Origin of the sequence: Bosea sp. OAE506 (assembly GCF_040546595.1) — a bacterium.
GTDB lineage: Bacteria > Pseudomonadota > Alphaproteobacteria > Rhizobiales > Beijerinckiaceae > Allobosea.
In genome coordinates this window covers 3,856,625-3,881,893 of record NZ_JBEPOB010000001.1, presented here as the reverse complement: position 1 = coordinate 3,881,893, position 25,269 = coordinate 3,856,625, and the positions used below count along the sequence as shown (strand labels likewise).

24 protein-coding genes are annotated in these 25,269 nt (G+C 66.6%); 4 read left to right on the top strand and 20 right to left on the bottom strand.

Annotated elements, in window-relative coordinates; all coding sequences use genetic code 11:
- Positions 1-72: 72 nt before the first annotated feature.
- Both ABIE41_RS18845 and ABIE41_RS18840 read left to right on the top strand, forming a co-directional pair.
- The gene (locus tag ABIE41_RS18845) at positions 73-603 is read left to right on the top strand and encodes a nuclear transport factor 2 family protein (protein ID WP_192641794.1); all 531 of its coding nucleotides are present in this window, start codon (positions 73-75) and stop codon (positions 601-603) included.
- A 194-nt stretch (positions 604-797) separates the two neighbouring features.
- Complete coding sequence (locus ABIE41_RS18840; RefSeq protein ID WP_210320834.1) at positions 798-1,685, top strand: alpha/beta hydrolase; 888 nt, start codon at positions 798-800, stop codon at positions 1,683-1,685.
- A 108-nt stretch (positions 1,686-1,793) separates the two neighbouring features.
- On the opposite strand, the gene ABIE41_RS18835 is transcribed toward ABIE41_RS18840, so the two are convergent.
- Both ABIE41_RS18835 and ABIE41_RS18830 read right to left on the bottom strand, forming a co-directional pair.
- A complete protein-coding gene (locus ABIE41_RS18835) occupies positions 1,794-2,318 on the bottom strand; it encodes a DUF4269 domain-containing protein (RefSeq protein WP_192641792.1) in 525 nt (174 codons plus the stop codon).
- A gap of 539 nt (positions 2,319-2,857) precedes the next feature.
- Positions 2,858-3,472, bottom strand: a complete 615-nt coding sequence (locus ABIE41_RS18830) for a TetR-like C-terminal domain-containing protein (protein ID WP_192641791.1) — start codon at positions 3,470-3,472, stop codon at positions 2,858-2,860.
- A gap of 57 nt (positions 3,473-3,529) precedes the next feature.
- Between ABIE41_RS18830 and ABIE41_RS18825 the strand changes: the two genes are divergently transcribed.
- Together ABIE41_RS18825 and ABIE41_RS18820 are read left to right on the top strand one after the other, a co-directional pair.
- Entirely contained in the window at positions 3,530-3,976 is a 447-nt protein-coding gene (locus ABIE41_RS18825) for a nuclear transport factor 2 family protein (protein ID WP_192641790.1), read from the top strand.
- Positions 3,969-4,799 (top strand): ergot alkaloid biosynthesis protein, encoded by an 831-nt coding sequence (locus ABIE41_RS18820; RefSeq protein WP_192641789.1) that lies wholly within the window; start codon positions 3,969-3,971, stop codon positions 4,797-4,799. The genes ABIE41_RS18825 and ABIE41_RS18820 overlap by 8 nt, the downstream gene beginning before the upstream one ends.
- Positions 4,800-4,931: 132 nt before the next feature.
- Here the strand turns inward: ABIE41_RS18820 and ABIE41_RS18815 are convergent, their stop codons facing one another.
- The 18 genes from ABIE41_RS18815 to ABIE41_RS18730 are packed head-to-tail and all read right to left on the bottom strand — an operon-like array spanning position 4,932 to position 25,158.
- The gene (locus tag ABIE41_RS18815; RefSeq protein ID WP_192641788.1) at positions 4,932-6,551 is read right to left on the bottom strand and encodes an isochorismatase family protein; all 1,620 of its coding nucleotides are present in this window, start codon (positions 6,549-6,551) and stop codon (positions 4,932-4,934) included.
- 11 nt (positions 6,552-6,562) lie between these two features.
- Positions 6,563-7,411 (bottom strand): MBL fold metallo-hydrolase, encoded by an 849-nt coding sequence (locus tag ABIE41_RS18810; protein ID WP_192641787.1) that lies wholly within the window; start codon positions 7,409-7,411, stop codon positions 6,563-6,565.
- A 14-nt stretch (positions 7,412-7,425) separates the two neighbouring features.
- Positions 7,426-8,310, bottom strand: coding sequence for an amidohydrolase family protein (locus ABIE41_RS18805; RefSeq protein ID WP_192641786.1), 885 nt, complete (start codon positions 8,308-8,310; stop codon positions 7,426-7,428).
- The gene (locus tag ABIE41_RS18800; protein WP_192641785.1) at positions 8,307-9,419 is read right to left on the bottom strand and encodes a vWA domain-containing protein; all 1,113 of its coding nucleotides are present in this window, start codon (positions 9,417-9,419) and stop codon (positions 8,307-8,309) included. The genes ABIE41_RS18805 and ABIE41_RS18800 overlap by 4 nt, the downstream gene beginning before the upstream one ends.
- Positions 9,416-10,300, bottom strand: a complete 885-nt coding sequence (locus ABIE41_RS18795) for an AAA family ATPase (protein WP_192641784.1) — start codon at positions 10,298-10,300, stop codon at positions 9,416-9,418. Before ABIE41_RS18795 ends, ABIE41_RS18800 begins: the two co-directional genes overlap by 4 nt.
- A 4-nt stretch (positions 10,301-10,304) precedes the next feature.
- Positions 10,305-11,348, bottom strand: a complete 1,044-nt coding sequence (locus ABIE41_RS18790) for a xanthine dehydrogenase family protein molybdopterin-binding subunit (protein WP_192641783.1) — start codon at positions 11,346-11,348, stop codon at positions 10,305-10,307.
- A 1-nt stretch (position 11,349) separates the two neighbouring features.
- The gene (locus ABIE41_RS18785; RefSeq protein ID WP_192641782.1) at positions 11,350-13,128 is read right to left on the bottom strand and encodes a xanthine dehydrogenase family protein molybdopterin-binding subunit; all 1,779 of its coding nucleotides are present in this window, start codon (positions 13,126-13,128) and stop codon (positions 11,350-11,352) included.
- Between the two features lie 11 nt (positions 13,129-13,139).
- The gene (locus ABIE41_RS18780; protein ID WP_192641781.1) at positions 13,140-13,622 is read right to left on the bottom strand and encodes a (2Fe-2S)-binding protein; all 483 of its coding nucleotides are present in this window, start codon (positions 13,620-13,622) and stop codon (positions 13,140-13,142) included.
- 10 nt (positions 13,623-13,632) lie between these two features.
- Complete coding sequence (locus ABIE41_RS18775) at positions 13,633-14,454, bottom strand: FAD binding domain-containing protein (RefSeq protein WP_192641780.1); 822 nt, start codon at positions 14,452-14,454, stop codon at positions 13,633-13,635.
- A gap of 1 nt (position 14,455) precedes the next feature.
- A complete protein-coding gene (locus ABIE41_RS18770) occupies positions 14,456-14,908 on the bottom strand; it encodes an SRPBCC family protein (RefSeq protein WP_192641779.1) in 453 nt (150 codons plus the stop codon).
- Between the two features lie 4 nt (positions 14,909-14,912).
- Positions 14,913-15,350, bottom strand: a complete 438-nt coding sequence (locus ABIE41_RS18765) for an SRPBCC family protein (RefSeq protein ID WP_192641778.1) — start codon at positions 15,348-15,350, stop codon at positions 14,913-14,915.
- A 13-nt stretch (positions 15,351-15,363) separates the two neighbouring features.
- Positions 15,364-18,270 (bottom strand): flotillin domain-containing protein, encoded by a 2,907-nt coding sequence (locus tag ABIE41_RS18760; RefSeq protein ID WP_192641777.1) that lies wholly within the window; start codon positions 18,268-18,270, stop codon positions 15,364-15,366.
- 28 nt (positions 18,271-18,298) lie between these two features.
- Positions 18,299-19,174, bottom strand: coding sequence for a phosphoenolpyruvate hydrolase family protein (locus ABIE41_RS18755; protein WP_192641776.1), 876 nt, complete (start codon positions 19,172-19,174; stop codon positions 18,299-18,301).
- Positions 19,174-21,423 (bottom strand): ABC transporter permease, encoded by a 2,250-nt coding sequence (locus ABIE41_RS18750; RefSeq protein ID WP_192641775.1) that lies wholly within the window; start codon positions 21,421-21,423, stop codon positions 19,174-19,176. The genes ABIE41_RS18755 and ABIE41_RS18750 overlap by 1 nt, the downstream gene beginning before the upstream one ends.
- Positions 21,416-22,219: an ABC transporter ATP-binding protein gene (locus ABIE41_RS18745; RefSeq protein ID WP_192641774.1), complete on the bottom strand. Its 804-nt coding sequence runs from the start codon at positions 22,217-22,219 to the stop codon at positions 21,416-21,418. The genes ABIE41_RS18750 and ABIE41_RS18745 overlap by 8 nt, the downstream gene beginning before the upstream one ends.
- On the bottom strand, positions 22,216-23,298 hold the full coding sequence (locus ABIE41_RS18740) for a branched-chain amino acid ABC transporter permease (protein WP_192641773.1): 1,083 nt from the start codon (positions 23,296-23,298) through the stop codon (positions 22,216-22,218). Before ABIE41_RS18740 ends, ABIE41_RS18745 begins: the two co-directional genes overlap by 4 nt.
- A gap of 2 nt (positions 23,299-23,300) precedes the next feature.
- Positions 23,301-24,311, bottom strand: a complete 1,011-nt coding sequence (locus ABIE41_RS18735) for a branched-chain amino acid ABC transporter permease (protein WP_192641772.1) — start codon at positions 24,309-24,311, stop codon at positions 23,301-23,303.
- Positions 24,304-25,158: an AraC family transcriptional regulator gene (locus tag ABIE41_RS18730; RefSeq protein WP_192641771.1), complete on the bottom strand. Its 855-nt coding sequence runs from the start codon at positions 25,156-25,158 to the stop codon at positions 24,304-24,306. Before ABIE41_RS18730 ends, ABIE41_RS18735 begins: the two co-directional genes overlap by 8 nt.
- Positions 25,159-25,269: the final 111 nt, after the last annotated feature.

Below are 25,269 nucleotides of genomic sequence, written 5' to 3'. Positions count from 1 at the left end.
TACCACCTCGCGGCTAGCGTCTTCATGCGGAGCCGCTTCTATTTCCCCTTTTTTCGTAGAAGGAGACTTTCGATGGCACTCAAGACCCTGCACCGCCGTCTGGCGAATGCCGCGTTCTGTGGTGGGCTGCTTGGCCTTGCCGTCGTGACCGTCGTTCCAATGGTCGCGACGCCGTTGCGCGCCGACGCATCCGCCACTGCGCGCAACGAGATGATCGTCCGCGATGCGTTTCAGCGTTGGGCGGCCGGAGAAAATGTGTTCCAACATCTCCTGGCGGCAGACATCGTCTGGACGATTCCGGGCTCAGGCTCCGTCGCCCGTACGTATCGTGGCATGATAGATTTCGTCGAGAATGCCTCCGTTCCACTGGTCAGCCGCCTTGCAACGCCGCTTGTCCCCCAGGTCCAATATATCTGGGCGGTCGACGACCGCGTGATGATCCGTTTCAACGCAGCGGCGACGACGACCGGCGGTCACCCCTATCGCAACCAGTTCGTCTGGTTCTTCCGAATGAAGGACGGAAAGGTCGTGGAGGCCGAGGCGTTCCTTGATCTCGTTGCTTATGAGCAGGTCGTCGCCAACAACATGCCCCGGGCCCGTTGAAGTACCCGCCGTGCAGACGGCGGAAAGCTGCCGGGCGCTTTGGGCGGAGTGATACGCTAATCCGCGTCTTGCGAAATGGTCGTATGTCCTACTTGGGATCATGGATGAAACAGAAGGTAGCATTGTGTATCGTCGCCAGCCTCGTAGCGCCGGCCATTTCTCGCCCGGGGATAGCGCAGATGAGTGACCCCAGGATGATCGAAGCACCCGGTCCCGCCGGGCCGCTTGCGGGAAGCGTACTGGGTCCTTCAGACACCGATGCTCCCGTCGTTCTGATTGTCCCGGGTTCCGGACCGACCGACCGTGATGGCAACAATCCGCTCGGTGTCCGGGCATTCTCGTACCGCTTGATCGCCGAAGGGTTGGCAGCGCGCGGGATAAGGAGCGTCCGTATCGACAAGCGGGGCATGTTCGGGAGCAACCGTGCCATCCCAGACGCCAACGCCGTCACCATTGAGGACTACGCCGAAGACATCCACACTTGGGCTGCCACAATCCGTGAAACGATGCGTGCCCCATGCGTATGGGTGCTCGGCCACAGTGAAGGCGGTCTGTCGGCGCTGGTCGCAGCCCAACAACCCGACGGCATCTGCGGATTGCTGCTGGTGTCGGCGGCGGGACGCCGGCTGGGTGACGTGCTTCGTGAACAGATCGCGGCCAACCCTGCCAACGCACCAGTCCGTGAAGAGGCTGAAGCCATTATTGCCAAGCTGGAGGCAGGCCAGCGGGTGGAAGAAGGAGACATTAATCCGGCGTTGCGCCCACTGTTTCGACCTGAGGTCCAAGGCTTCTTGGCGAGCACGTTTGCACTTGATCCGGCCAAGCTGATCGCGGCGTACGCGGGACCGGTGCTGATCCTCCAAGGGCTGCGCGATATACAAGTGGGACGGGCAGACGCGGAGCGATTGCACCACTCTCGTCCGGACGCGGATCTTGTCCTGCTACCTAACGCCAATCACGTTCTGAAGGCAGTCGCATCCGACGATCGTGCTGCTAACATCGCGACTTACCAAGACCCGGACAGTCCCCTTGCTGAAGGCGTGATAGAAGCTATAGCCGGCTTTGTCCTCGCACGGAGATGAGTCCGCGACAATCACTTCGTCCGCTACTCAAATCCAGAGCTTGATAGGTCGGTGATCCCGCGTATGGCTTAACCCGGCGCGACTTCGGCGTGGCCTGCCAGCAGCGTCTCAAAGTCTCAAAGATGCCGTCATCGACGCGAGTTCGTGGTCAGATAAAGTCTGCAACTCTAGGAGTTTAACGTAGGCATCACCCTTCAGGCCTATCGCAGCGGCGAAAGCCGGCTCCGTCTTCAATCCGGCCAGTCTAAGCTGCATGACGTCACTGCGTAAACCTGGTCCGACCAAGTCGAGCAGACGCCTCTCGATGTCGAAGTGCCGCCAGGCAGGCTGCTCCCTGACCGGCACATGTGCTCCAAAGATCTCTATGTCCCAGTCGAGAATGCGAAACGAGGCGACGACCGGCCTCCCGCCACCAACCCATTGATCGATTGAAAATCGTTCGCATGAGGCGAAGGCCGTCCACACTGCCGATGCGAATGCCAGGGGATCGGGAGCATGGCAGGCGATGTCGATATCGCTACCAGGGATGGCGATGTCGAGCGGCAGTGTCCCAACAATGTGGGGATCATAGGCTGCCAGAACCTCAAGCGCGCCTGACCGGGCGAGGGCAGTCTCGTATGTAACATCTTGCATTCGAGCATCCATCTCGACCCATCTTATGCGATCTGGCCCGAACGGAGCGTGCCGTTGTAGCTGACGGCGTCGATATCGCGATGCCGGAGATGTGCCAGAGGGATGCGCTTCACCTGCAGATTTCGAACGCGCCGTCCCCAGTTCGGGCTCGTCTTGGCGAGCTCTAAGGTCCTGGTAGCCGAACCCGGTTCCTGCGGAAGACGATGCTTTGGCGGTTCCGGCCGTTGACGAGGAAGATCGTAATGGACCGTTCGGCCTTCCCGATCGGAAGTGCGGGCGAGCCGTGTCGGACATGGCATCGATGCCGCCCTGTCCCTCCCGTGGGGTCACGGCTTCCGACCAGGCGAAGGAGGCGCGCGAACGCTCAAGAAAGATCGGCGGCTCCCTCCAGATCGGGACATGGCGGAGCCAAGCTCCCAATCGGCGTGCAAATTGCTCAGCGTCTCGCAGCCGAACTGGCCGGACGCGGCAAAGGAGCCGTCATCGACGAGCTGCGCAGAAATTGGCGCGTACGGTGCCGCTAGGGATAAAGCGACCCTCTACGCCAGCGCGCGCAAACCGGCGGTGATGGCAGAGGCCAACTTGATCACCTCCGCGCGCGAGGGTGTCGCTCCGACGATGACCATCCTCCAGTAGAGCGGCGCCGGGATCAGATCGAGTGCGAGCTCCGTATCGAGTGTCGATGGGAGCTCCCGACGCGCCATCGCGCGCTCCAAGAGGACCAGGCCGTGCGCACGCCTTTGCAGGGCTACGTGCGCGTTCAGCGCTCGCATCTCTGGCGACCGCGCCGCCTCCGCGTGCAAATCCGGCAGGATGCGCCGGATTAGCGGGTGCCTGAGCACGGCACGGAGTCGAAACAGAAAGCCTCTCACGTCGGCATCGAGCGACCCCTGATCCTCGATCGTGGCAATCTGCAGGCTGAGGGCCTCGACCGCCTCCGCGGCGAAGGCGTTGCGAGACGACCACCGCCTATAGATCGCGGCCTTCCCGGCCCCTGCGCGGGCCGCGACCCGTTCGAGGCTGATGGCGGCAAATCCCGTCTCCGCCCACTCAATGAAGAACGCGCGATAGAGCGCATCAGTCAGCTCCGCCCGGGGCACGGCGGCGCCCGACGGAGTTCGTTTTTTTCTTGCGTCGGAACGCTTGTGTTCCATCCGCTATGCCCTCATATGGTCGATACGATGCCGTTCCAACCAATAGAGGAGCCCTCAATGGCTGGCAAGTTCAAGACGTTTGGAGACCTCCTAAAGGGGGCGCTCGGCCCCGCTCTGATCGCGACTGACGACGTTCTCAACCTCTTCGCCGAGGATGTGGCGTTTGAATTCCCCTACGCCCCGGACGGGTTTCCAAAGAGGTTTGACGGGCGCGACCAACTCGCAGCGCATCTAGCGCGGCTCGGCCCGCTGCTAGTGTTCGACAGGTTCGATCTCGAGGCCTCCCATATTGCCGGAGACACAGCGGTGCTGGAATTCACCTGCAAGGGGCGCGGCGTGGACACGGGCATTGCCTACGATCAGACCTACATCTCAGTGGTCACACTCCGGGGAGGACGCATCGCGCGATACAAGGATTACTGGAACCCGCTGGTCGTTCTTGCAGCGCTCGGAGGCATCGAGGCGGCTGCCGCTTTGGCTGGAGGAGATGTAGCCAATGTCTGAGCGCATACTCGTCACTGGCGGGACCGGAACAACAGGAAGCCGCGTTGCCCGGCTTCTGGCGGCACGGGACATTCCCATCGCGGTTGCCACGCGCCGCCCATCCGCGGGCCACGAGGTGCGGTTCGACTGGGCCGATCCCGCGTCGGCCACCGCTTTCGAGAATACGCGAGCCGCCTACCTCATTGCCCCGACGGACCGGACGGATCACCTGTCGCTGATGAAGCCGATCCTCGAGCAGGCGATGGCAAGCGGCACGCGGCGCTTCGTGCTGCTTAGTTCGTCACAGCTCCTGCCCGGCGACCCTATGATGGGCGAGGTTCATGCGTGGCTTGCCGATAACGCGCTCGAATGGGCGGTGCTGCGGCCCTCATGGTTCATGCAGAACTTCTCGGAAGGTCCGCATGGCCACACCATTCGCGATGAGAGGACGATATACAGCGCGACCGCCACCGGACGGGTTGGCTTCATCAGCGCCGATGACATTGCCGAGGTGGCGCTCGCCTTGCTGACCTCCGAGCGCTCTCTGGATGGGGATGTGGTGCTCACCGGCCCCGAGGCCATAAGCTACGACGAAGTCGCGAGCCTTGCCTCCGAGATGCTCTCACTCCCTGTTCGGCACGTGAAGCTCGACACCGAGGAGCTCATCCGGCGCCATATGGCGCTCGGTATGCCGCGGAGCTACGCAGAGGTTCTGGCGCGGCTTGATGAGGTCATCCGCCTCGGGGGCGAGGATCGGACGACGGATCAGGTGACACGGCTGACAGGTCGTGAAGCGACATCATTCCGGCAATTTGCAGAAGCCAACCTGCATTTCTGGCGATAGAGCAAAACTCCACGAGCCAGTTGCGATCGCATCTACAGCCCGATGCAAAGATCGATGGCCGGCCTCGTCAGGCATTGCCATCCGCATCGGCTCATGAAATCGCCGGGCGGTGGCACAGTTTCGTCTGCGCCCTCACGCCCATGCGGCGGTCACGGTATCGACATCCGTGACCACGCAGACGTTCTGCATCGCGTAGTTCACCGAAGCCGTGTGCCATTCGGCGTTCATAGTCGAACAAGCGTCCTCCGGCACCAGCATGAAATAGCCCTTGTCGGCGCCTGTGCGGGCGGTGTGCTCGATCGACATGTTTGTCCAGGCGCCGGTGACGATGACGACGTCGCGGCCCAGCGCCTTCAGCACCGTTTCCAGCCGCGTGCCCTCCCAGGCGCTCATGCGGCATTTCTCGACGATATGGTCGCCGGCCTGGGCCTCCAACCCCGGTACCGGGGCGCAGCCCCAGGTCCCGCGCACCAGCGCCTTCGCGTCGGCAAGCCCCTCAAAGAGCGGGGCGTTCATGGTCACGCCCGGCGCGCCGGGCTCGACCACAAACCAGACGTGGATGACCGGAATGCCGCGGGTGCGCGCCGCCTGCGCCAGCCTGGAGGCGTTGGCGATCGCGTTCTGTTGTCGGCAATGCTCCGGGGATCCCGAGGAGGCGAAGGCGCCGCCCTCCATGACGACGTCGTTCTGCATGTCCTGGATGATCAGGGCGCAGCGGGTCGGGTCGAGACGGTAGCCAGCCGCGGCCTTCTTCGCGCCGCTGGCGGCGACGGTCGCCGCGGGCTTGACGCCCGAAACGGGCTCGGCTGGAGCGCTGCCGTTATGGCCGCGCGCCGCGCCGCCGGCCTTCATATAGGGCTCCATTCGCGGGCCGATCTTGGTCTCGACGGCATAGAGCGAATGAGTCGCGGTAAGGAACAGCGTGCGCCAGTCCGGGCCGCCCCAGGTCAGGTTACCGACAAGTTCGGGCACGCGCAGCCTGCCGATCAGCTCGCCCTTGAGTGTATAGATCCAGACGCCGCCCGGTCCGCACACCCAGAGATTGCCCTGGGCGTCGCATTTCATGCCGTCCGGGACGCCGGGCTCGCTCGCCGAGACGATGCCGGAAGCGAAGACGCGTCCCGGTCCGAGCCGTCCGTCGGAGAGGATCGGGAAGACCCGGATATTGTGCTGCACGGTATCGTTGACGAAGAGCCGATCCTCTGTCGGGCAGAAGCACAGCCCGTTGGGCTGGTCGAAGAGATAGCGATCGACCAGAAGCTGGGGTTCGCCCCCGCCAGGTGGGATGCGGTAGACGCCCTGGAAGCCGAGCTGCCGCGGGCGCTCCACGCCGAAGACCGGCATGCGGCCATACCAGGGATCGGAAAAATAGATCGAGCCGTCGGACTTCACCACGACATCATTGGGGCTGTTGAGCTCCTGCCCCTCGAAATGCGAGGCCAGCACCTCGCGGCGCCCATCCGGCCGCTCACGGATCAAGGAGGAGGTCGCGTGCTCGCAGACGATCAGGTTGAGGTCGGCATCATAGGTCATGCCGTTGCATTTGTTCGCCGGTCGTCTGATCTCGCGCACGCCGGTCTTGTCCCAGCGGCGGCGGACGTCGCCCGGCATGTCGGAGAAGAGCAGGTGCTGCTCGCGCGGATGCCAGACCGGCCCTTCGCAGAATTCGAAGCCCGTGCCGAGCTGCCGGACCGGCGCCCAGGGATCGACGAGATCGGCGAAGGCGGGGCGGACTGCGATGTGCGTGGTCATCGGAGCCCCGCTCAAGCCGCGAACCAGTTGCGCGGCGGTAGCGACTGCACGACGGGTCCGGGTACCGCCATGTCCATCCGGCCGACGACCTGGCCATGGGCGATCTTGGCCGGCTTGTCATGGACCGGCAGCAGGAATTTGCCGACCGAGAGCAGCTTCTTGATGGCGGCCTTTTCCTCGCGCTTGGAGACGCCGTGATTGCCGGTGGTGCGCGGCTCATTGGCGCTGATCTCGTGGAAGGGGCTGACGATCTGGTCGTTGAAGTCGTAGATCACATCGCCGCAGAGGATGGCGCGCCCTTCGATCGTGTCGACATGGACGTTCATCGAGCCCTCGGTATGAGCTCCGGCGGCCTCCAGATAGCAACCCGGGAAGAGCTCGATCATCCCCGACAATTCGAGGTCTTCGAAGCGCAGCGCGTCGCGCGTGTGGAGCCGATCGATCAGATGCTTGATGTCGGGGGCGGGGTATTGCGGGTGCATCAGGCCGGAGACGGAATATTCCAGCTCGCGCCGGTTCACGATCACCGTCGTGTTCATCGGGAAGAGTTCGTCTTTTCCGGCGTGGTCGATATGGAGATGGGTATGCATGACATAGCGCACGTCGCCCATGCGCACGCCGTATTTGGCGAGCTGGTTCTCGATCATGTTCTCGTGGAACTGGAGACCGCGCATACCGAGCGTCTCCATGATCTGGTTGTGGCGATACCCGGTGTCGACGACGACCGGCCAAGGGCCGCCGAGGATCAGGAAGCCATAGGTCGGCACGCGCCGCACGCGGCCGCAATCGCGGCCTAGGACGAGGAAGCTCGACTCCAGCTCGATGTCGCCATAGTCGAGGATTTTGATTTCGAGCGCCATTCTAGGTTCTCCCGTCAGGGCTGGGCGAGGCAGTAGACCCGCCGCGCCGTGTGATTGAAGACATGGTCCGCCGCGCTCGCGGGCACGGCGGCGCGATGGGCGCCGATCAGCTCGGCATAGCTCGTCCAGAGCTTCTCGATCGGGAAATTGGAGCCGAAAAGGCAGCGCTCGGGCCCGAACAGTGCGATCGTTTCCATGGCGACGAAGGCGATGTGCTGCGGGTCGTTCCGGCGCAGGAAGGTGCCGAGGCCCGAGAGCTTGCTCACGATGTTGGGCTGGGCGGCCAGCGCGCTCATGCCCGTCCGCCATTGCTCCACGCCCTCCGGCGACAGGTCCTCCAGCATCCCGGCATGCTGGAGGACGAAACTCACCCGCGGACAGGCGGCGGCGAGTTCAGCCGCTCCCGGCATCTGCGGCGCGAAGACCTGCAGGTCGAAGCTGAAGCCATAATCCGCGAGCCAGCCGAGATTTTCCTGCAGTTGCGGGTCCCGGCAGAGATCGGGGCCGCTCGCGAAGCGGTAGAGCGGGTTGGCGTGCCAGTGCAGCTGCATCCGCACCCCGCGCACCCGCGGATTGAGCGCCAGCGCATCGAGCTGCGGGCGGACGTCCTCGGCCAGCATGTCGGCATAGGCGACGATGGCGATCGGGAAGCCCGTCTCTTCCGACGCCTGCGTGACGAAGGCGACCTCGTCGAGATGGCGCGCCGGCGCCCAGTTCGCCTGGACGTAGACCGCCTCGGTGACGCCGCAGGCCCGGCAGTCTGCGAGGTATTCGGCGACTGGGTAATCGCGCCGGATCGGCTCATAGGGGCCGAAGATGCGCGGCTGCATTGGACCGAGCAGCCAGGGCAGATCAGCCTGGCGCCAGATATGGAAATGCGAGTCGACGATGCCGGTCATGCTGCGGCCGAGCCTCCGAGCAATAGGATGTGGCGGCAAATCCGCGCCGTGCTGCCGCCATTACTCAGGCTCGCGAGCGCAGGCGCGATCAGGCGCAGCGCCTCGGTCTCGGGGCGATAGCCGGGATCGGCGGCGAGCGGCGTCAGCCAGTCGATGCGGTGGGCGCGGGCCGCCAGCCTCGCCACGGCGGAGACCAGCGCCGCGGGGTCGCCACGCTCCAGCCCGTCCGATAGCACGACGACGACGGCGCCGCGCGCATATGAGGCGAAGCGCGGCACCGCGAGAAAGGCCTGGAGCGCATCGCCGATGCGGGTGCCGCCATCCCAGTCGGCGACGAGGCCGGCCGCTTCGCTCAGCGCCTGCTCGCGCCGCCTCAGGCGCAGCGCGCGGGTCACCCGCGTCAGCCTGGTGCCGAAGGTGAAGATTTCGGCGCGCGGCGCCGCCTGCACCACCGCATGGGCGAGGGCGAGATTGGCGTCGCTGCGCTGTTTCATCGAGCCGGAGATGTCGATCAGCAGCAGGATCGGGCGGGGCCGCGTGACGCGCCGGAGTTTCTTCAGGCTCATCACCTCGCCGTCATGCCGGATCGCGGCGCGGAGGCTGCGGGCGAGATCGACGCTCTGGCCACGCCTGGCGCCGCGGTGCCGGTAGCCGCGGCGGCGGGGCAGGGCCGTGGGCAGCACGCGGGCGAAGCGGCGCAGCACCTCGGTTTCGTCGGCAGGCTGCAGCGCCCGCACCGACAGGGCCTCCGCTCCCGTCGCGGCCTGTCCGGTCTCGTTGACTTCTTCGCCGACCAGGATTTCTCGCGAGCCTGCATCCTCCTGGACCGCCATCTCCTCGTCGGGTGCGAAATCCTCGTCGCCCGGCTCGGCGATGGCGCCGAGGAAATGCAGGTCGAACAGCGCGTCGAACAGGATGCGCTGCTCAGGCTGGGGTGCGAGCGTCGCCACGGCTGCCTTGCGCACATGCTCGATGCTACGCGGGCCGAGCAGCTCGACCGCCATCAGGAAACTCGTCGTCTGCTCGGGCGCGACCGAAAATCCATGCCCGCGCAGCAGCGTGGGAAAGGCGACCAACAGGCGCGCGGCGGCGGGGAGGGCAGCGATCATGCCGCCAGCCCCGGGATGATCAACGGCAGGCGGGGGCGCAAGTGGACGAAATCCTCCTCGTCCTTGATCGCCGCGCCGAGCGAGCGGCGGAAGGCCTCCGGCCACGGCGCTCCGGCCTGGGCGAGCGCCGTCGCGGCTTCCGCCCAGTCCACGGCCTCCGCCACGCCCGGCGGCTTGGCCAGCGGCTCCTGCCGCAGCAGCCCGATCGCGTGGACGACGGCGCGGGCAGTCCCTTCCGCGACGGCGGAGGAGCGCATCATGATGATCTGCGCTTCCCGCTCGGGCTCTGGATACGCGATGTAATGGTAGACGCAGCGGCGCCGAAGCGCCTCGTGCAGCTCCCGTGTGCGGTTTGAGGTCAGGACGACGACTGGGCGTTCGGCTGCCCGCAAGGTCCCGCGCTCCGGGATCGATATCGAGAAATCAGAGAGGAATTCGAGCAGGAAGGCCTCGAATTCATGATCCGATCGGTCAATTTCGTCGATCAGCAGCACGGTCGACTCCGGGCGCCGCAGCGCGGTGAGCATCGGCCGCTCGATCAGGAAATCGTCGCGGTAGATGTCGAGCGTCTCGCCCTCGCGCGCCTGGCGGATCGCCAGCATCTGGCGCGGATAGTTCCATTCGTAGAGCGCAGCCGAAGCGTCGATCCCCTCGAAGCATTGCAGCCGGATCAACTGGCGCCCCAGGATCCCGGCGATCGCCTTGGCGGCCTCGGTCTTGCCGACGCCAGGTGCGCCCTCGAGCAGCAGCGGCTTGCCGAGCGCGAGCGAAAGGTAGCCGGCCGTGGCAATGCCGTCATCGGCGAGATACATCGCTCCCGTCAGCGCCCGGGCGAGGTCCTCGGGGCTGGATAGGCCGGCGACGGTGGTCCTGAGGGCCATTCGCTTACCGCCAGTTCACGGGACCGCCGCGGCGCGGGCCGGGTTTGACTCCGCCATTGGACTTGAGACCACGCAGGATTTTCTCGGGCGTGATCGGCAGCTCGTCGACGCGCACGCCGACCGCGTTGTAGACGGCGTTGGCGATGGCCGGCAGGACCGGATTGGCACACATCTCGCCGGGGCCCTTGCCGCCGAAGGGCCCGTCGGGCGCCGGGCGCTCCAACACCGTGACGTGATAGGGCGCGATCTCTCCCGGCCCGGGCATCAGATATTCGTTGAAGTCGCGCGGGCCATGAGCCGGATCGGGATAATAGGGTTCGGGCGTCTCGTAGAGCGCGTGGCTGATGCCCATCCAGGCGCCGCCGACGAGCTGCTGCTCGACCATGCGCGGATTGATCACCCGGCCGAGTTCATAGGCGCTGGTCATCCTAAGCACCTCGACTTCGCCGGTCTCGTCGTCCACCGCGACATCCGCCACCAGGCAGGCATGGGCGAAGGCGGTATTGGGGTTCATCTCGCCGGTCTCGGCATCGACCGCCGAGAGTGGAATCAGGAAGATGCCGCGCCCGGCAATGGTCTTGCCCTGCTTGAACTGCGCGGCCTGGGCGGTGGCCTTGACCGTGATCGAACGGGATGGCGCGCCACGCACATGGATGTTGCCGCGCCCGTCGGTGACGAGGTCGCCGGCGTCGACCTCGAGCTCCTCGGCGGCTGCTTCCAGCAACACGCCGCGTGCCTCGCGGGCCGCAACGATGATCGCGTTGCCCATGCGATGCGTGCCGCGTGACGCGAAGGACCCCATATCGTGCGGCCCGGTATCGCTGTCAGCCGTATCGACATAGACGTCTTCCACGGGCACGCCGAGGGTTTCCGCCGCGATCTGCCGCGAGACCTGCTTCATGCCCTGGCCGAGATCGATCGCCGACAGCGCGACCGTGAACTTGCCGTCGGGATTGGAATGGATCAGCGCCTGGCTGGGATCTCCGCCGAGATTCATTCCGATGGGATAATTGACCGAAGCCATGCCGCGACCTTCGTGACGGGCCATGTCAGCGCCTCCTCGTGCCGAAGACGGATGAAAAGCGCACCGCGCCATGCTGTGTCTGGCTGGGGCCGGATGGAGCGGGTGAGGTCGGCACGGGCGGCGGCTGGTAGGCCGGCGCCTGCTGGCCGGCTACGGGCTCGTAGGGCGAGGGTGGCGCCGGCGGTGCCTGCGCCGGCTGCGCCGCATAGGCTGGCGGTGCCGCCGCGGCCGGCCCAGCGGGTTCGTAGCGGGGCACCTGCGTCGGCGCGGCGCGGCTGTCTCGCGCCCCTTCCATCACGGGCTGCTTGCTGAGGGCGATGCGAGAGGTGCCGGCTGGCAGGGTCTGCGTGGGGCCCGAATTGCGGGTGTCGGGCCGGCCGATCTGGCCGCGCGCATCCAGAACGGTCGCAGGGATCTGGCCGCGCTCGGCGGCACCGCCGCCCACCAAAGACGATTGCCGCTTGCCCTGTTCCGAGATTGGCCAGTTCGCCTTCCCTGCCGCGACCTGGACGCATTCGATCAGCGCCGTGTTGGAGGCCTTCCGGCGATGGGGCTTCATGTCGCCGTCGCGATAGGCGTTGAGGAGGCGGAACTCCATCGGATCCATGGCGGCCGCTTCCGCGAGCCGGTCCATCTGGACCTCGAGTGCGAAATCCACGGCCGTGATGCCGAAGCCGCGCATGGCGGTGGACGGGCAGCGATTGGTGTAGGCGACATGGACGTCGGAGGCGACGTTGGGGATCCAGTACGGCCCCGGCAGATGCGCCGTGCACTTGATGGCGGCATAACTGGAGAGCCGCGTATACGCGCCGGCGTCGAAATAGCTGCGGATGTAGCGGCCGATGATGCGCCCGTCGCGCATCAGCCCATCCTTGATGTAGATGCGCTCGGCACCGCGCGGCGAGCCGTAGAGCATCTCCTCTTCGCGATCGAGCACGAAGCGGACCGGGCGACCCGTCATCATGGCGCCGAGCACGGCCAGCGGCTCGGTCAGCGAATCCACCTTACCGCCGAAGCCGCCGCCGACCGTGCCACCGATGAAATGCAGGCGGTTTGACTCCACCGCGACGATTTTCGCCGTCGTTCCGAGCGAGAAGAACAGTCCTTGCGCGCAGGAATGCACGACGAAACGGCCATTCTGTTCCGGTGCCGCGATCGAGCCGTTGGTCTCGGTTGGCGCATGCTCGATCGGCGACATCTGGTAGCGATGCTCGATCACCATGTCCGCACTGGCGAAAGCGCGCTCGACGTCGCCGAAGCGCAGCTTCTGATGGTCGAAACGCTCATGATATTCGAAATAATTGGCGGGATAGGTCTCGTTGACGACGGGCGAGCCCGGCTTCAGCGCCTCCTCGACATCGAACACAGCCGGCATCGGCTCGTAGTCGATGCGGACCAGCGCCTTCGCGGCCAGCGCCTGGGCCTCGGTCTCGGCGATGATGGCGACCACCGGCTCGCCCTTGTAATGCACCTTGTCGACCGCGAGCGACGGTTCGTCATCCTTGCCGAAGCCGATCAGGCTCAGCAGCGTGTTCTTGTTGACCGGCACGTCGGCGGCGCGCAGCACGCGCTTGACGCCCGGCGCCCGCATCGCCGCCGAGACGTCGATCGACCGGATACGGGCGCTCGCATGGGGGCTGCGCACCACCTTGAGATGCAGCAGCCCATCGAAGGCGTGATCATCGAAATAGCGTGTCAGCCCGGTCACGTGACCCGGCATGTCCTGACGCTGGATGGGTTTGCCGACGACGTTGAGATTGTCGTCGCGCTCGTCGGCGAAGAGGTCCTTGCGCATTTCCAGCATGTCGGCCTCCCTCAGGCGCGGCGCAGGCCGGGCGAACCGGCTGCGGCGAGGATCGCGGCGACGATCGGCTCATAGCCGGTGCAGCGGCAGATATTGCCGCTGATCGCCTCGATGACCTCGTCGCGCGTGGGGTTCGGGTTGTTGTCGAGAAGGGCCCGTGCCGCCGTCAGCATGCCCGGCGTACAGAATCCGCACTGGGCTGCGAAATGCTCCATAAACTGCGCTTGCAACGGATGCAGCTCGGGCCCATCCGCCATCCCGGAGGCCGTTTCGACCTTCCGGCCCTCGCAGGCGATCGAGAGCGTCAGGCAGGACAGATGCGGCTCGCCGTCGATCAGCACGGTGCAGACGCCACATGCGCCCTGGCCGCAGCCATATTTCGGGGCGAAATCACCGAGGCTCCTGCGCAATGTGTTGAGGAGCGTCTCCGGTGCGTCGACGAAGGCGGCGCGGTCGGTGCCGTTGAGGCGGAACTGCACGGGGATCTTGGCCATCGCGCGCTCCTCAGCGGGGTTGACCGGCGAGCAGCCGGCCGAGATGAACGGGCAGGACCTCGCGGCGATACCATTCGCTGGCGATCGCATCGGTCGCGGGGCGGCATCCTTCGAGCGCAGCCTGCTGCGCCGCGGCGATGGCGGCGGCGTCGAGCGCCTTGCCCTCCAGCGTCCGCTCGACGCCGCGCGCCCGGATCGGCGTCGGAGCCATGGCGCCATAGGCCACGCGCGCCTGGCTCACCCGCCCGCCGGCCAGCGGCAGATGCGCGGCAATCGACAGCAGCGAGAGACCCTTCGGCTTCACCCGGCTGATCTTGCGGAAATGAAAATCACCGGGATTGGCCGGCCGCGAGAACTGGATTGCGGTCACCAGCCCGGGGCTCGCGCGATCGCGGGAGGCGAGCAGCTCTTCCAGGGGTGTCGCCCGCCCGGAGCCGAAGCCGGCCTGCACCACGACCTGCGCATCCAGCGCGAGCAGTGCCACGGTGAAATCGCCATAGGGTGCCGGCGCGAAGAGATTGCCTCCGACACTCGCCATGTTGCGCACGGCCGGGCCGCCGATGGCCCGCGCGGGAGCGTGCAGGAAGGCCAGTTCGCGGCTGGCCAGGATCTGGCCCATGGTGACGCCGGCGCCGATCTCGATACGGGCTCCGCCAGCCTCGATGCGCCGAAAGGCGGGATCGGTGACGCGGAGCAGCGTGCCCTCCGTCAGGCGCCCCTCGTTGACGTCACGCATGACCAGCGTCCCACCGCCGAGCAGCACGGCCTGCCTGTCGCCGGACAGCAGACCGGCGGCTTCCGCTAGCGTGGCGCAGCTTCTCACGGCGAGCATGTCAGACCGCCTCCCGCGTCAGTTCGGGGAGGCGACGCACCGCCTCGATGCCGTTCGTGTAGACCTCGTCGCCGACGATTTTTGCGAGCTCCGCCTCGCGGCCGCGCGGCGTGGTAAAGCGGCTTTCCCAGTGCCAGAAGGCGCGGTTTCCGTCGGTGACCGGCAGCAGCCGCACATGAGCGACGTAGTTGAACAGCGGGATAGGCGTATCCAGCAGACAGTAGCTGAAGGTCATTTCGAGGTCCGAAAGCGTGAGGAGTTGCTCGCGCAGCTCGCTGCCGTCCTGCAGCCAGAACCGGCGCACGCAGCCGATCCGGTCCGACGGGTGCCCGCGTTCGATCTCGCTGCGCGCGACGATCGGATGCCAGCGGTCATGGCCATTGAAGTCGCGCAGCACCGACCAGAGCAGGTCGACCGGCGCGTCGATGATCGTGCTGCGGACGACATGGGGCATGGTCTCATCCCCCGAATGCGCGCTTGAGCGCGTCGAAGCCGCCCTGGAAGACGTTGGTGCCGATGCTGTCGACCAATTCGGCCTCGCGCTCCGGCGCACAGTCGAAATCGGCCGACCATTCGATGAAGGTGCGCTCCTGATCGGTGATCGGCGTCAACCGCAGCGTCGCGACGTAGTTGGTCAGCGGCATCGGCGAATCCAGGATCGAATAGGTGCAGAACATGTCGTAGTCCGAGAGGCCGAGCAGCTGCTCGCGCAGCCGGTCGCCGCTGCGCAGCGAGAAGGCGCGGATGCAGCCGACCTTGTCGGCCGGTTCGCCGTTCTCGATCCGGCTTTCCGCGATGCGCGGATGCCAGTTCGGCAAGCCGTTGAAATCGCGCACGCGGGCCCAGACCTTGGCGGCGGGGGCGGAGATGACGCTGGAGACGTAGACACGGGCCATGATGCTGTGCGCCTCAAGAGGTCTTGCCGGGGCCGGCATCGGGGGCAGGCGCTTCGCCGCCGCCGCCGCTCTTGGCATCCCCGCCGCTCTTCGGCTTGGCCGGCTGCGCATCCTTGGCGACGCGCTGCATGTCCGAGGCCTCGCGCATCAGCCCGCCCATCTTAGCAAGGTTCCCGCCCTCGATGCCGATCTCCTTCAACACCTGGTCGATCATCGGCGCCTGGACGCGATAGCGTAGCGCGGACTCGATGACCTCGTCGGTGGGCGAGCGCGCCGCACCTCCCGCTCCGCCCGGGCCCCCGCCACCGGCGAGACCATCGACATGCAGGATCCGGATGCCCTCGATCTTCTCCATCGGTTTGACGCTCTCGCGCACGATGCCCTCGATCTTGTCGAGCAGGCGGCGCCGGAACAGCCCGTAGCGGGCGCCATCGCTGAGGACGTTCTCGGCCTCGTACAGCAGCTTCTGGGCCTCGGCTTCGACCGTGCGGCGCACCTTGTCGGCTGCGGCGGCGATGTTGGATTCCTCGGCTGCCTTCTCGGCAAGCAGGACCTCGACTGTCTTGCGCCGCCGCGCGCCTTCGCTCTCGCGGATCGTCTTGACCTGTTCCTCGGCCTCGACCGCCTTGGCGCGAGCGCTCTCGGCGCTGGCCTGGGCGGCGGATTCCTCGAGCGATTTGGTGTAGAGCGCGATCGCCTTGTCCATGGCCGCTGCCTCGACATCACGCTCGCGGGCGATCTCCAGCTTGCGCAGCTCGCGCTGGCGCCCGACGCGGGCCTCGTCGAGACCGCGATCCGACGAGATCCGCGCCCGCTCGACCTCCTCGTTGGACGCGATCTGCGCCTCCTGCAGGGCCTGTGTCCGGGCGATTTCAAGCTGTTCCAGCGCGCGCCGGCGCTCGATCCGCGCCGCCTCCAGCGCCTGCTCGCGGACGATGTCGACGGACTCCACCTGCTGCTTCGCGGTGATCTCTGCCTGGCGCAGCGCGCTGTCGGCATCGGTGCGCTCGACCCGCTTGGCGGCAAGCACGATGGCGCGGTCCTCCTCGGCCACCTCGACCGCCTTCTTCTGGGCGATTTGCAGCATTTCCCGCGACTTGGCCGAGTTGATGCGCTCCTCGTCGAGTTTCAGCTCGGTTGCGATGCGCTGCCGCTCGACCGCGTCGCGGCGCTTGAGCTCGGCCGTGTCGAGATCGGCGTTGCGGCGGATCTCCAGCTCCTTCGTGGCGAGCTCGGCCGCGATCCGCTCGGCAGCGACGACCTTCTCCTGAGCGATGCGGGCGGCTTCCGTGGCCTCGCGCGCCGCGATCTCGGCCGTGTCGATCGCCTGGTTGCGGGCGATCTCGAGGTTACGGACCTCCTCGTCGCGGCGGATACGGGCGCTGGCGACGACCCGTTCCTGGCTGATGCGGGCCTGTTCGACCGCCTCCCGCGCCGAAATCTCGGCCGCCTCGATCGTTTCGGTCTGCTCGATCTCGAGCAGGCGCTTGCGCTGGTCCAACGCGATCCGCTCGGCGGTCAGCACGTTCTCCTGGGCGATGCGCGCCTTCTCGACGGCTTCACGCGCGGCGATCTCCGCCTCGTCGAGCGCGCGGTTGCGGGCGATCGACAGCGCGCGGACGCGCTCCTCCTGGCCGATGCGCGCGGTGTCCACCGCCTCGCGCGCCGCAATATCCTCCTGGTCGAGAATGCGCGTGCGCTCGATCTCCCGGTTGCGGATCTCCTGCTCGCGGATGATGCGCTCGGCACTGATCGCGGTTTCCTGGAGAATCCGCGCCTTTTCGGTCGCTTCGCGGGCTGCGATCTCGGCCGCCTCCAGCGTCTGCGCGCGCTCGATCTCCTTCTGCCGGATGTCACGCTCGGAGGCGATGCGGGCTGCGCTGATCGCCTGCTCATTGGCGATGCGCGCCTTTTCGATCAGCTCGCGCGAGGCGATCTCCGCCTCCTCGACCGCCTGCGTCCGGGCGATCTCTTGCTGGCGGATGTCCCTGTCCGACGCGATGCGCGCCTCGCTGATCGCCCGTTCATTCGAAATCCGCGACTTCTCGATCGCCTCGCGAGACAGGATCTGCGCCTGTTCAGCCTCGGTATCGCGAGCTGCACGCTCGCGAGCGACCTCCGCCCGCTGCACAGCGCGCTTGATCTCGATCTCGCGCTGCTGTTCGAGCCGGGCCGCCTCGCTCTCGCGCTCCAGGTCGAGCGCCTGGCGCTCCGCCTCGAGATTGCGGGTGCGGATGCGGATCATCGATTCCTGCTCGATGTCGTTGCGCAGCTTCCGCTTGTCCTCGATCTCCTCGATGATCCGCGTCAGACCCGCGGCATCGAAGCGATTGGACGGGTTGAAATATTGCAGGTCCGTCTGGTCGAGATCGGTGAGCGCGACCGATTCAAGCAGCAGGCCATTCTGGTCCAGCGCCTCGGCGGCGGCTTCCTTGACGCGCTGGACATACATGCCGCGCTGCTCATGCATCTCCTCCATCGTCATTTCGGAGGCCACGGTCCGCAGCGCCGAGATGAACTTTCCGGAGAGGAGAGCGTGGAGCTGGTCGGGCTGCAGCGTCCGGCGGCCCAGCGTCGCGGCCGCGATCGCAACCGAATCCCGCTCCGGCTTCACCCGCACATAAAACTCCGCGTCGATGTCGACGCGCATGCGGTCGCGGGTGATCAGCGCGTCGTTGCTGGCACGGGTCACGGCAAGCTGCAGCACGTTCATGTTGACGGGCGTGACATCATGGATGATCGGCAGCACGAAGGCGCCGCCATTGATTACCACTCTTTCGCCGAACAGGCCGGTGCGGACGAAGGACACCTCCTTCGACGAGCGCCGATACAGCCAGTTCACCAGATAGACGACAATGGCGATGATGATCACCGCCACGATCAGCCAGAGGATCAGCGATCCGATCAGCTGTCCCGTCATGTCCTCATCCTCCCACCCGTTGCCCGGGTCACTTCGCCTTGCCAGCCTTCCCGGCCGGCTTTTTGTCCGTGAGATCGCGCCCGATGCGCTTGAAGGCGCGCGTCTGGTCGCGGATCGCGACCTCGACCGGCAGCCGCTCCATCGAGGAGGCGCCGTAGAAGCCGTGGCAGTGCTTGGTGTGCTTCATGATGAAGTCGGCATCCGCCGGCTCGGCCACCGGGCCGCCATGCACGAGGATCAGCGCATCGGGCTTCACCGCCAGCGCGGCGGCGGCCCAGGCATCGACCAGCGCCGGGCAGTCGGCGAGCTTGAGCGCCGTCTCGGCGCCGATCGCCCCGCCGGTCGTCAGCCCGAGATGGCAGACGATGATGTCGGCGCCCGCCTTGGCCATCGCGCGCGCATCGGCCTCACAGAAGATGTAAGGAGTCGTCAGCAGGCCCTTGGCGTTGGCGAGACGGATCATTTCGACCTCGAGGCCGAAGCCCATGCCCGTCTCTTCGAGGTTCTTGCGGAAGACGCCGTCGATCAGCCCGACGGTTGGGAAGTTCTGCACCCCGGCAAAGCCGATCCGCGCGACCTCGTCGAGGAAGACATCCATGCGCCGGAACGGATCGGTGCCGCAGACGCCGGCGATCACCGGCGTGGTCTTCACCACCGGCAGCACCTCGGCCGCCATCTCCATAACGATGGCATTGGCGTCGCCATAGGGCATCATGCCTGACAGCGAGCCGCGGCCGGCCATGCGGTAGCGGCCGGAATTGTAGATGACGATGAGGTCGATCCCGCCGGCCTCCTCGCATTTGGCCGATAGCCCTGTGCCGGCACCACCTCCGACAATCGGTTCGCCGGCCTTCACCATCGCCCGGAAGCGCTTTAGCAGGCTCTTCTTGTCGAAGCTGGCCATCATGCTCCTCCCGCCTTCGCCCGCTCGCGACGACGCCCGGCATGCAGCGTGCGGAACTGCTGCACGAGGGCTGCCGCGAAGGCCGGGTCGTTGATGTGATGCGGGCTGCGGATCAGCTGCCGCGTCGGCGTCGGGCGGACCGTCTGCTCTAGCGCCTGGAACAGGGCGGTATCCGCAGCCGGATCGTAGAAGGGCTGGCCGGGGGCATCGAGCGCCGAGACACCGCGCTCGGGCAGGAGAAAGCGCACTGGCCCCTCCATCAGGTTCAGTCGCTCGCCGATCCAGCGCCCCATCCGCGCATTCTCGTCAGGCGTCGTGCGCATCAGCGTGATCTGCGGGTTGTGCGGGTATAGATTGCGGCTTCGATAGCGCTCCGGCACCGTCTCGGGCGCGAAGAAATTGACCATGTCGAGCGCACCGACCGAGCCGACATAGGGAATGCGCGTGCGGATGATCGCGCCGAACCGGTCCTCCGTCGCCGGCAGGAAACCGCCCATCATCATATCGCAGACTTCGGTGGTCGAGACATCGATGACGGCTCCGACCAGGCCGGACTCGACCAATTTTTCGAGAGAGCGCCCGCCCGTTCCGGTGGCATGGAAGACGAGCGGTTCCCATTCGGCCTCCAGCAGCCGCGAGACCTGCTGGACGCAGGGCGTCGTCACGCCGAACATGGTGAGGCCGACCAGCGGCTTCTCGGGCTCGCCGCGGCGTGCCGTCGCCGGTTTGGTCAACTCGGCCAGGCGCGCCTTGGCCATCGCAGCCACCGCGCGCGCGCCATTGCCGAGCACCAGCCGCGAGACCCGGTTCAGCCCCTGCACATCGGTGACGGCCGGCATCATGGTGATGTCGGAGGATCCGACATAGGCCGCGACATCGCCCGAGGCCATGGTCGAGATCATGATCTTTGGCAGGCCGACGGGCAAAGCCTGCATGGCAGGGGTTACCATCGCGGTCGCGCCCGAACCGCCGGCCGAAATCACGCCGAGCACGCCCTGTTGACGCGGCAGCCACGCCTTGAACGCCTCGGTCATCGCAGCCACTGCCGCGCCGCGGTCGCCGGACGCGATGCCCGCCGGAGCGCGGGGATGGGCGAGGGCAATCTCCTGCGGCGAGACGTCGCCGCCGGCGCTGCGGCCCGAGGTTGAGATGTCCACGAGCCGCACCCTCAGACCTTCGGCCCGGATAAGGTCGCGGATGAACCGCAGTTCCTCGCCCTTGGTGTCGAGCGTTCCGACGACAACGACATGCGGTTCGACGGCGGCGGAGGCGGCGCTGCGCCGCGCCTCGACCACGCTGCGGCCGTCCAGCGTCGCCAGCGTCGGGCGCGAGATCGTCCGCGCCTGCGCCTCGATGCGCTGCGCCGGCACAGGCTGCGACCAGCGCGTCGGGATCACCGGGTTGGCATTGTAGACCCGAATCGGCCCCGCGGCTGCGGGGGCAGGGCGCTCCGGCGTGCCAGCAGAGGTTGAGTCTGCGCCAGCCGTTCCGTCGGTCTCGTCGTGACCATGCCGACCCACACCAAGCAGGCGCTGCTGCAATTCGCGATCGCCGGCCAGCGTCGCCGAGGCGATGATGCGGTTGATCCGGCCATTGACCATGATCGCGACCGGATCGGACATTTCCGTCGCGACGCCGATATTCTGCTCGATGACGAGGATTGCGACGTCGCCCTGCTCGGCGAGCCGCACCAGCATCTCCTCGACATGGGCGACGATGACGGGCGCAAGCCCTTCCGTCGGCTCATCCATGATCAGCAGGCGCGGATTCATCAACAGCGCTCGGCTGATCGCCAGCATCTGCTGCTCGCCCCCCGAAAGCTGTGCGCCGCCATTGTTGCGGCGCTCGGCCAGCCGCGGAAAGGCCTCGTAGATCCGCTCCGGCGTCCAGGCGCCGCGCTTGCCGCGCTGCATCAGGCGCAGATGCTCGTCGACCGTGAGCGAGCGCCAGAGCCGGCGCCCCTGCGGCACATAGCCGATGCCGAGCCGCGCGATTTCGGCCGGGCTGCGACCCGCGATCTCCTCGCCGAAGAAGCGGATCGAGCCTGAGCTGACCGGCACCAGCCCCATGATCGCCTTGCACATGGTCGTCTTGCCCATGCCGTTGCGGCCGACGACCGATAGCACACCGCTCTGCAGTGTGAGGTCGACGCCCTGCAGCGCATGGGAGCGGCCATAGAAGACGTTGAGGCCGGCGATCTGCAGGATCGGTACGCCGACGCCAGCCGGGGCCTTGAAGCGCTCAGCCATGGACGCCTCCGCCATGACCGCCGCCGAGATAAAGCTCTTGGACCTCGGGGTCGGTCTCGATCTCTTGCGGCGCGCCTTCCTTGAAGATGCGGCCGTTATGCATCATCGTGACGCTTTCGACGACGCGCAGCGCCACATCCATGTCGTGCTCGATGATGATGTAGCCGATATGGCTCGGCAGCGAGGTCAGGATGTGGACAAGGTCGCGCCGCTCGGTGGGCGAAAGGCCGGCCGCCGGCTCGTCGAACAGGATGAAGCGCGGCGCGCCCGACAAGGCGAGGGCGATTTCGAGTTGGCGCTGCTGGCCGTAGGCGAGTTCGCCGACCAGCCGATCCTTCACCGCGGTAAGATGCACCGCCTCGACCAGAGTCTCGGCCGCCTGGACCAACGTGTCGTCGCGGCGCGGCCGCAGCAGAGAGAAGCGGTTCCGCGACACGCCCCGGCAGGCGAGATAGACGTTGTCCAGCACTGACAGTCCGGCGAACAGCGAGGAGATCTGATAGGTGCGGCGCAGACCCCGACGGATGCGCTCCTGCGGTGGAAAGGCGGTAACATCCTCGCCGAAGAAGCGGATCACGCCCGAACTCGGCGCAAAATCTCCCGTGATGCAGTTGAACAGCGTCGTCTTGCCGGCCCCGTTCGAGCCGAGCACGGCCCGACGCTCGCCGGGCTTCACCGACAGCGTGATGTCGGTGAGCGCCGCCAGCGCCCCGAAGAGCCGCGACACGCCGCGCAGCTCCAGCGCATTGGCCGAACCCGCCGCTGTCAGCCTTTCGCGGGACACGATGGCGCTCATCGCGCGCCTCCGCCGCCCATGGCGCCGTCGCGGGCTTCGTCGCTGCGGCGATAGCGCTCGCGCAGGCGCTGCCAGATGCCGATCAGCCCGTCGGGCGAGAACAGCACGATGATCAGGAAGCCGAGCCCGATCAGCAGCTGGTAGCGGCGCCCGTCGAGCCCGAGGCCCTCGAGCACGTCGAGCGCGAAGGTCCGCAGCAGGACATACACCAGCGCGCCGATGAAGGGCCCGAGCGGGCGGCTCAGGCCCCCAACCACAGCGATGATCAGCATGTCGACGACAGGGCCGACGCCGGCCGTGCCGGGCGAGATCTGGCGCTGGTACCAGACCAGCAGCACACCCGCGCAAGCCGCGATCAGCGAGGCGAAGCCATAGGCGGCGATGCGGTGCGCCACGACGTCGAAGCCGAGCGCCGCCATGCGGCGAGGATTGTCGCGGGTGCCCTGCAGGGCCAGCCCGAAGGGCGCGCGTGAAACATAGATCACGGCGCCATAGGCAAGGGCTACGCAGCACAAGGTGAGATAGTAGAAGGGGATGCCCTGACCCCAGTCGACGCCGAGGAAGACCGGGGGCAGGATGCCGTTGAAGCCGCTGAAACCGTTGAAGATCGTGTAGTTCTGCAGCGTCAGGTAGTAGAAGGCCGAGGCGATCGCCAGCGTGATCATGATCGTGTAGATGCCCTCGGTGCGCACCGACAGCGCGCCGCACAGCGTGCCGAATACCGTCGCCACGAGGATCGCGATCGGTACCGCTGCCCACCAGGGCCAGTTCAGGCTGATCTGGGTGATGGCGCTGCTGCCGAGGATCGCGACGAGGTAGCCGGCCAGCCCAGCCACCGTCATCTGCACCAGGCTGACGATGCCGCCATAGCCGGCGAGGAACATCAGGCTCAGTGCGATCATGCCGAGGATCAGCGCGTAGGCGATGATCTGCACCAGCCAGAACGGGCTGGCGATCGCCGGCATCAGCACGAGCAGGGCAGCGACCACCCAGAAGGCTGTGCCGCGCCGCGCCACCCACTCGCCGAAGCTCTCGCGAGGCCGCGCGCGCTGCTCGATGTCGAGACCCGCCAGCGCCATGGTCAGCGCCTCGCCGCCAGGCCCTGGGGCCGGATCGCGAGCACCGCGACCATGATGATGAAGGTCAGCATCACCGCATAGGTCGGCATGTAGACCGAGCCGAACTGCTCGGCGAGGCCGACGATCAGTGCTCCGACCGCGGCGCCCGGTATCGAGCCCATGCCGCCGACAATGACGACGACCAGCGAGGAGAGCAGGATGCGCGTGTCCTCACCCGGTTGCAGCGACTGGAAGGTTCCGCCAACGACGCCGGCCAGCCCGGCCAGGCCCGCTCCGAATGCGAAGACCATGACGAAGACGAGCTGCACGCGCACCCCGGTCGCCGAGAGCATGTCGCGGTCGTCGACGCCGGCGCGCACGAGCATGCCGACCCGGGTTCGGTTCAGCGCCAGCCACATCAGCACGCCGACGATGATCGCCCCGCAGAGGATGGCGATGCGAACCAGCGGATAGGTCATCATCACGGCTTCGCCATTGCTGCGAAGCGCGACGGCGAAGGGCAGGGTGACCGGGCCAGAGAGCCAGTCCGGCGCCGTGACCTGGAAGGTGTCGCCGCCATAGCCCCAGAGCAGCAGGTCGGCGAAGATGATCGAGAGGCCGATGGTGACCAGCGTCTGGCGCAGGTCCTGCCCCTCCATCCAGCGGAACAGCAGCACCTGCATCAGAATGCCGACGATCGCGACCACCAGGAAGGCGACGAGCAGGGCCACCAGCCAGGAGCCGGTCCATTCGCCGACGCTGTAGCCGAGATAGCCGCCGAACAGATAGAGCGAGCCATGCGCCAGATTGACGTTGCGCATCAGCCCGAAGATCAGCGTGAAGCCGCTCGCGACGAGGAAGTAGAGCGCACCGAGCGTGATGCCGTTGAACAGGGCGCTCAGGAAGACCCGCTTGCGCCCGAAGCTGGCTTCCATGCCCGGCGTCCAGATCGCGAAGATGAGCCAGACCAGGATGGCCACCGCCAGGATGATGATCAGCGACCAGATCGGCCGGCGCCCGATGAAGTCAGCCATGTCGGACCTGCAAGGGCATCGGGCCGACGCGGCGCAGGACGCGGCGGTAGTCGCGCGGCGCCATGCCCATATGTGAGGTGAAGAAGCGGGTGAAGACGCTCTGACAGGAAAAGCCCAGCACCTGGCTGATCCGCGTGACAGGGTCGCGCGAGGCGACCAGGCGATCCAGCGCAGCGTCGAGCCGGACCGTATTGGCGAAGACGGTGGGCGTGACGCCGACCTGCTCGCGGAAGAGCTTGAAGAAATGCGCGCGCGACAGTCCGGCCTCGCGAGCGACGCGCTCTAGCGCGCCATCATAGGTCGGGTGGGCCTCGATCAGCCGGCGGGCGCGCAGCACGCGACGATCGATGGCGCTCTCGGGGGCGATGTGAATCAGGTCGGAGGCTAGGTTCTGTCCGATCGGCTCGCTCGAGGCTTGCGCCAGCGCCATCAGCACGGGCGCGAGGTTGAGCTCATGATGTTCGGAGAGCAGCATGTCGACGACCTCGTCGCGCCACGCGGCGAGCTCGCGCGTCACGACGAGTTCGGAAGCCGGAAAGACGAGTGCGCCCGGCAATGTCATGGTCTGGGCCGCGAGCCATTCCGGCTTGAGGTAAACGACGAGGAACAGTCCGAGCGAGCCCGGCCGCAGGGGCTGGAAGTTGTGCGGCTCCCAGGGGTTGATGGCGACGCCCATGAAGGGATCGACGACGGTTGTGCGGCCATTGACCGTGACGAGGCCGCGCGAACCTTCGAGGAAGAAGATCAGGTGGGCTTCGCGGTGGGCATGCAGCACCAGCGGGCGGTCGAGATCGTAGATCGCGACGCGGCCGAAGGGACCGTGGCAGACCGCAACTGCGCGACTCATGATGCCTCGCGAAAGTAGGTCCGACGCAGGAAGCTGGGCCTCGTCAGGCAAGCCGCCGGCTTGGCACCGCGAGATCCGCTCGAAGGGGCCGGGAGTCGGGACGTGACGGGA

What these genes read in the sequence shown, in the direction of transcription:
- ABIE41_RS18845 (WP_192641794.1), top strand. Translation starts at nt 73, where the DNA reads ATGGCACTCAAGACCCTGCACCGCCGTCTGGCGAATGCCGCGTTCTGT.
- ABIE41_RS18840 (WP_210320834.1), top strand. Translation starts at nt 798, where the DNA reads ATGATCGAAGCACCCGGTCCCGCCGGGCCGCTTGCGGGAAGCGTACTG.
- ABIE41_RS18835 (WP_192641792.1), bottom strand. Translation starts at nt 2,318, where the DNA reads ATGCAAGATGTTACATACGAGACTGCCCTCGCCCGGTCAGGCGCGCTT.
- ABIE41_RS18830 (WP_192641791.1), bottom strand. Translation starts at nt 3,472, where the DNA reads ATGGAACACAAGCGTTCCGACGCAAGAAAAAAACGAACTCCGTCGGGC.
- ABIE41_RS18825 (WP_192641790.1), top strand. Translation starts at nt 3,530, where the DNA reads ATGGCTGGCAAGTTCAAGACGTTTGGAGACCTCCTAAAGGGGGCGCTC.
- ABIE41_RS18820 (WP_192641789.1), top strand. Translation starts at nt 3,969, where the DNA reads ATGTCTGAGCGCATACTCGTCACTGGCGGGACCGGAACAACAGGAAGC.
- ABIE41_RS18815 (WP_192641788.1), bottom strand. Translation starts at nt 6,551, where the DNA reads ATGACCACGCACATCGCAGTCCGCCCCGCCTTCGCCGATCTCGTCGAT.
- ABIE41_RS18810 (WP_192641787.1), bottom strand. Translation starts at nt 7,411, where the DNA reads ATGGCGCTCGAAATCAAAATCCTCGACTATGGCGACATCGAGCTGGAG.
- ABIE41_RS18805 (WP_192641786.1), bottom strand. Translation starts at nt 8,310, where the DNA reads ATGACCGGCATCGTCGACTCGCATTTCCATATCTGGCGCCAGGCTGAT.
- ABIE41_RS18800 (WP_192641785.1), bottom strand. Translation starts at nt 9,419, where the DNA reads ATGATCGCTGCCCTCCCCGCCGCCGCGCGCCTGTTGGTCGCCTTTCCC.
- ABIE41_RS18795 (WP_192641784.1), bottom strand. Translation starts at nt 10,300, where the DNA reads ATGGCCCTCAGGACCACCGTCGCCGGCCTATCCAGCCCCGAGGACCTC.
- ABIE41_RS18790 (WP_192641783.1), bottom strand. Translation starts at nt 11,348, where the DNA reads ATGGCCCGTCACGAAGGTCGCGGCATGGCTTCGGTCAATTATCCCATC.
- ABIE41_RS18785 (WP_192641782.1), bottom strand. Translation starts at nt 13,128, where the DNA reads ATGCTGGAAATGCGCAAGGACCTCTTCGCCGACGAGCGCGACGACAAT.
- ABIE41_RS18780 (WP_192641781.1), bottom strand. Translation starts at nt 13,622, where the DNA reads ATGGCCAAGATCCCCGTGCAGTTCCGCCTCAACGGCACCGACCGCGCC.
- ABIE41_RS18775 (WP_192641780.1), bottom strand. Translation starts at nt 14,454, where the DNA reads ATGCTCGCCGTGAGAAGCTGCGCCACGCTAGCGGAAGCCGCCGGTCTG.
- ABIE41_RS18770 (WP_192641779.1), bottom strand. Translation starts at nt 14,908, where the DNA reads ATGCCCCATGTCGTCCGCAGCACGATCATCGACGCGCCGGTCGACCTG.
- ABIE41_RS18765 (WP_192641778.1), bottom strand. Translation starts at nt 15,350, where the DNA reads ATGGCCCGTGTCTACGTCTCCAGCGTCATCTCCGCCCCCGCCGCCAAG.
- ABIE41_RS18760 (WP_192641777.1), bottom strand. Translation starts at nt 18,270, where the DNA reads ATGACGGGACAGCTGATCGGATCGCTGATCCTCTGGCTGATCGTGGCG.
- ABIE41_RS18755 (WP_192641776.1), bottom strand. Translation starts at nt 19,174, where the DNA reads ATGGCCAGCTTCGACAAGAAGAGCCTGCTAAAGCGCTTCCGGGCGATG.
- ABIE41_RS18750 (WP_192641775.1), bottom strand. Translation starts at nt 21,423, where the DNA reads ATGGCTGAGCGCTTCAAGGCCCCGGCTGGCGTCGGCGTACCGATCCTG.
- ABIE41_RS18745 (WP_192641774.1), bottom strand. Translation starts at nt 22,219, where the DNA reads ATGAGCGCCATCGTGTCCCGCGAAAGGCTGACAGCGGCGGGTTCGGCC.
- ABIE41_RS18740 (WP_192641773.1), bottom strand. Translation starts at nt 23,298, where the DNA reads ATGGCGCTGGCGGGTCTCGACATCGAGCAGCGCGCGCGGCCTCGCGAG.
- ABIE41_RS18735 (WP_192641772.1), bottom strand. Translation starts at nt 24,311, where the DNA reads ATGGCTGACTTCATCGGGCGCCGGCCGATCTGGTCGCTGATCATCATC.
- ABIE41_RS18730 (WP_192641771.1), bottom strand. Translation starts at nt 25,158, where the DNA reads ATGAGTCGCGCAGTTGCGGTCTGCCACGGTCCCTTCGGCCGCGTCGCG.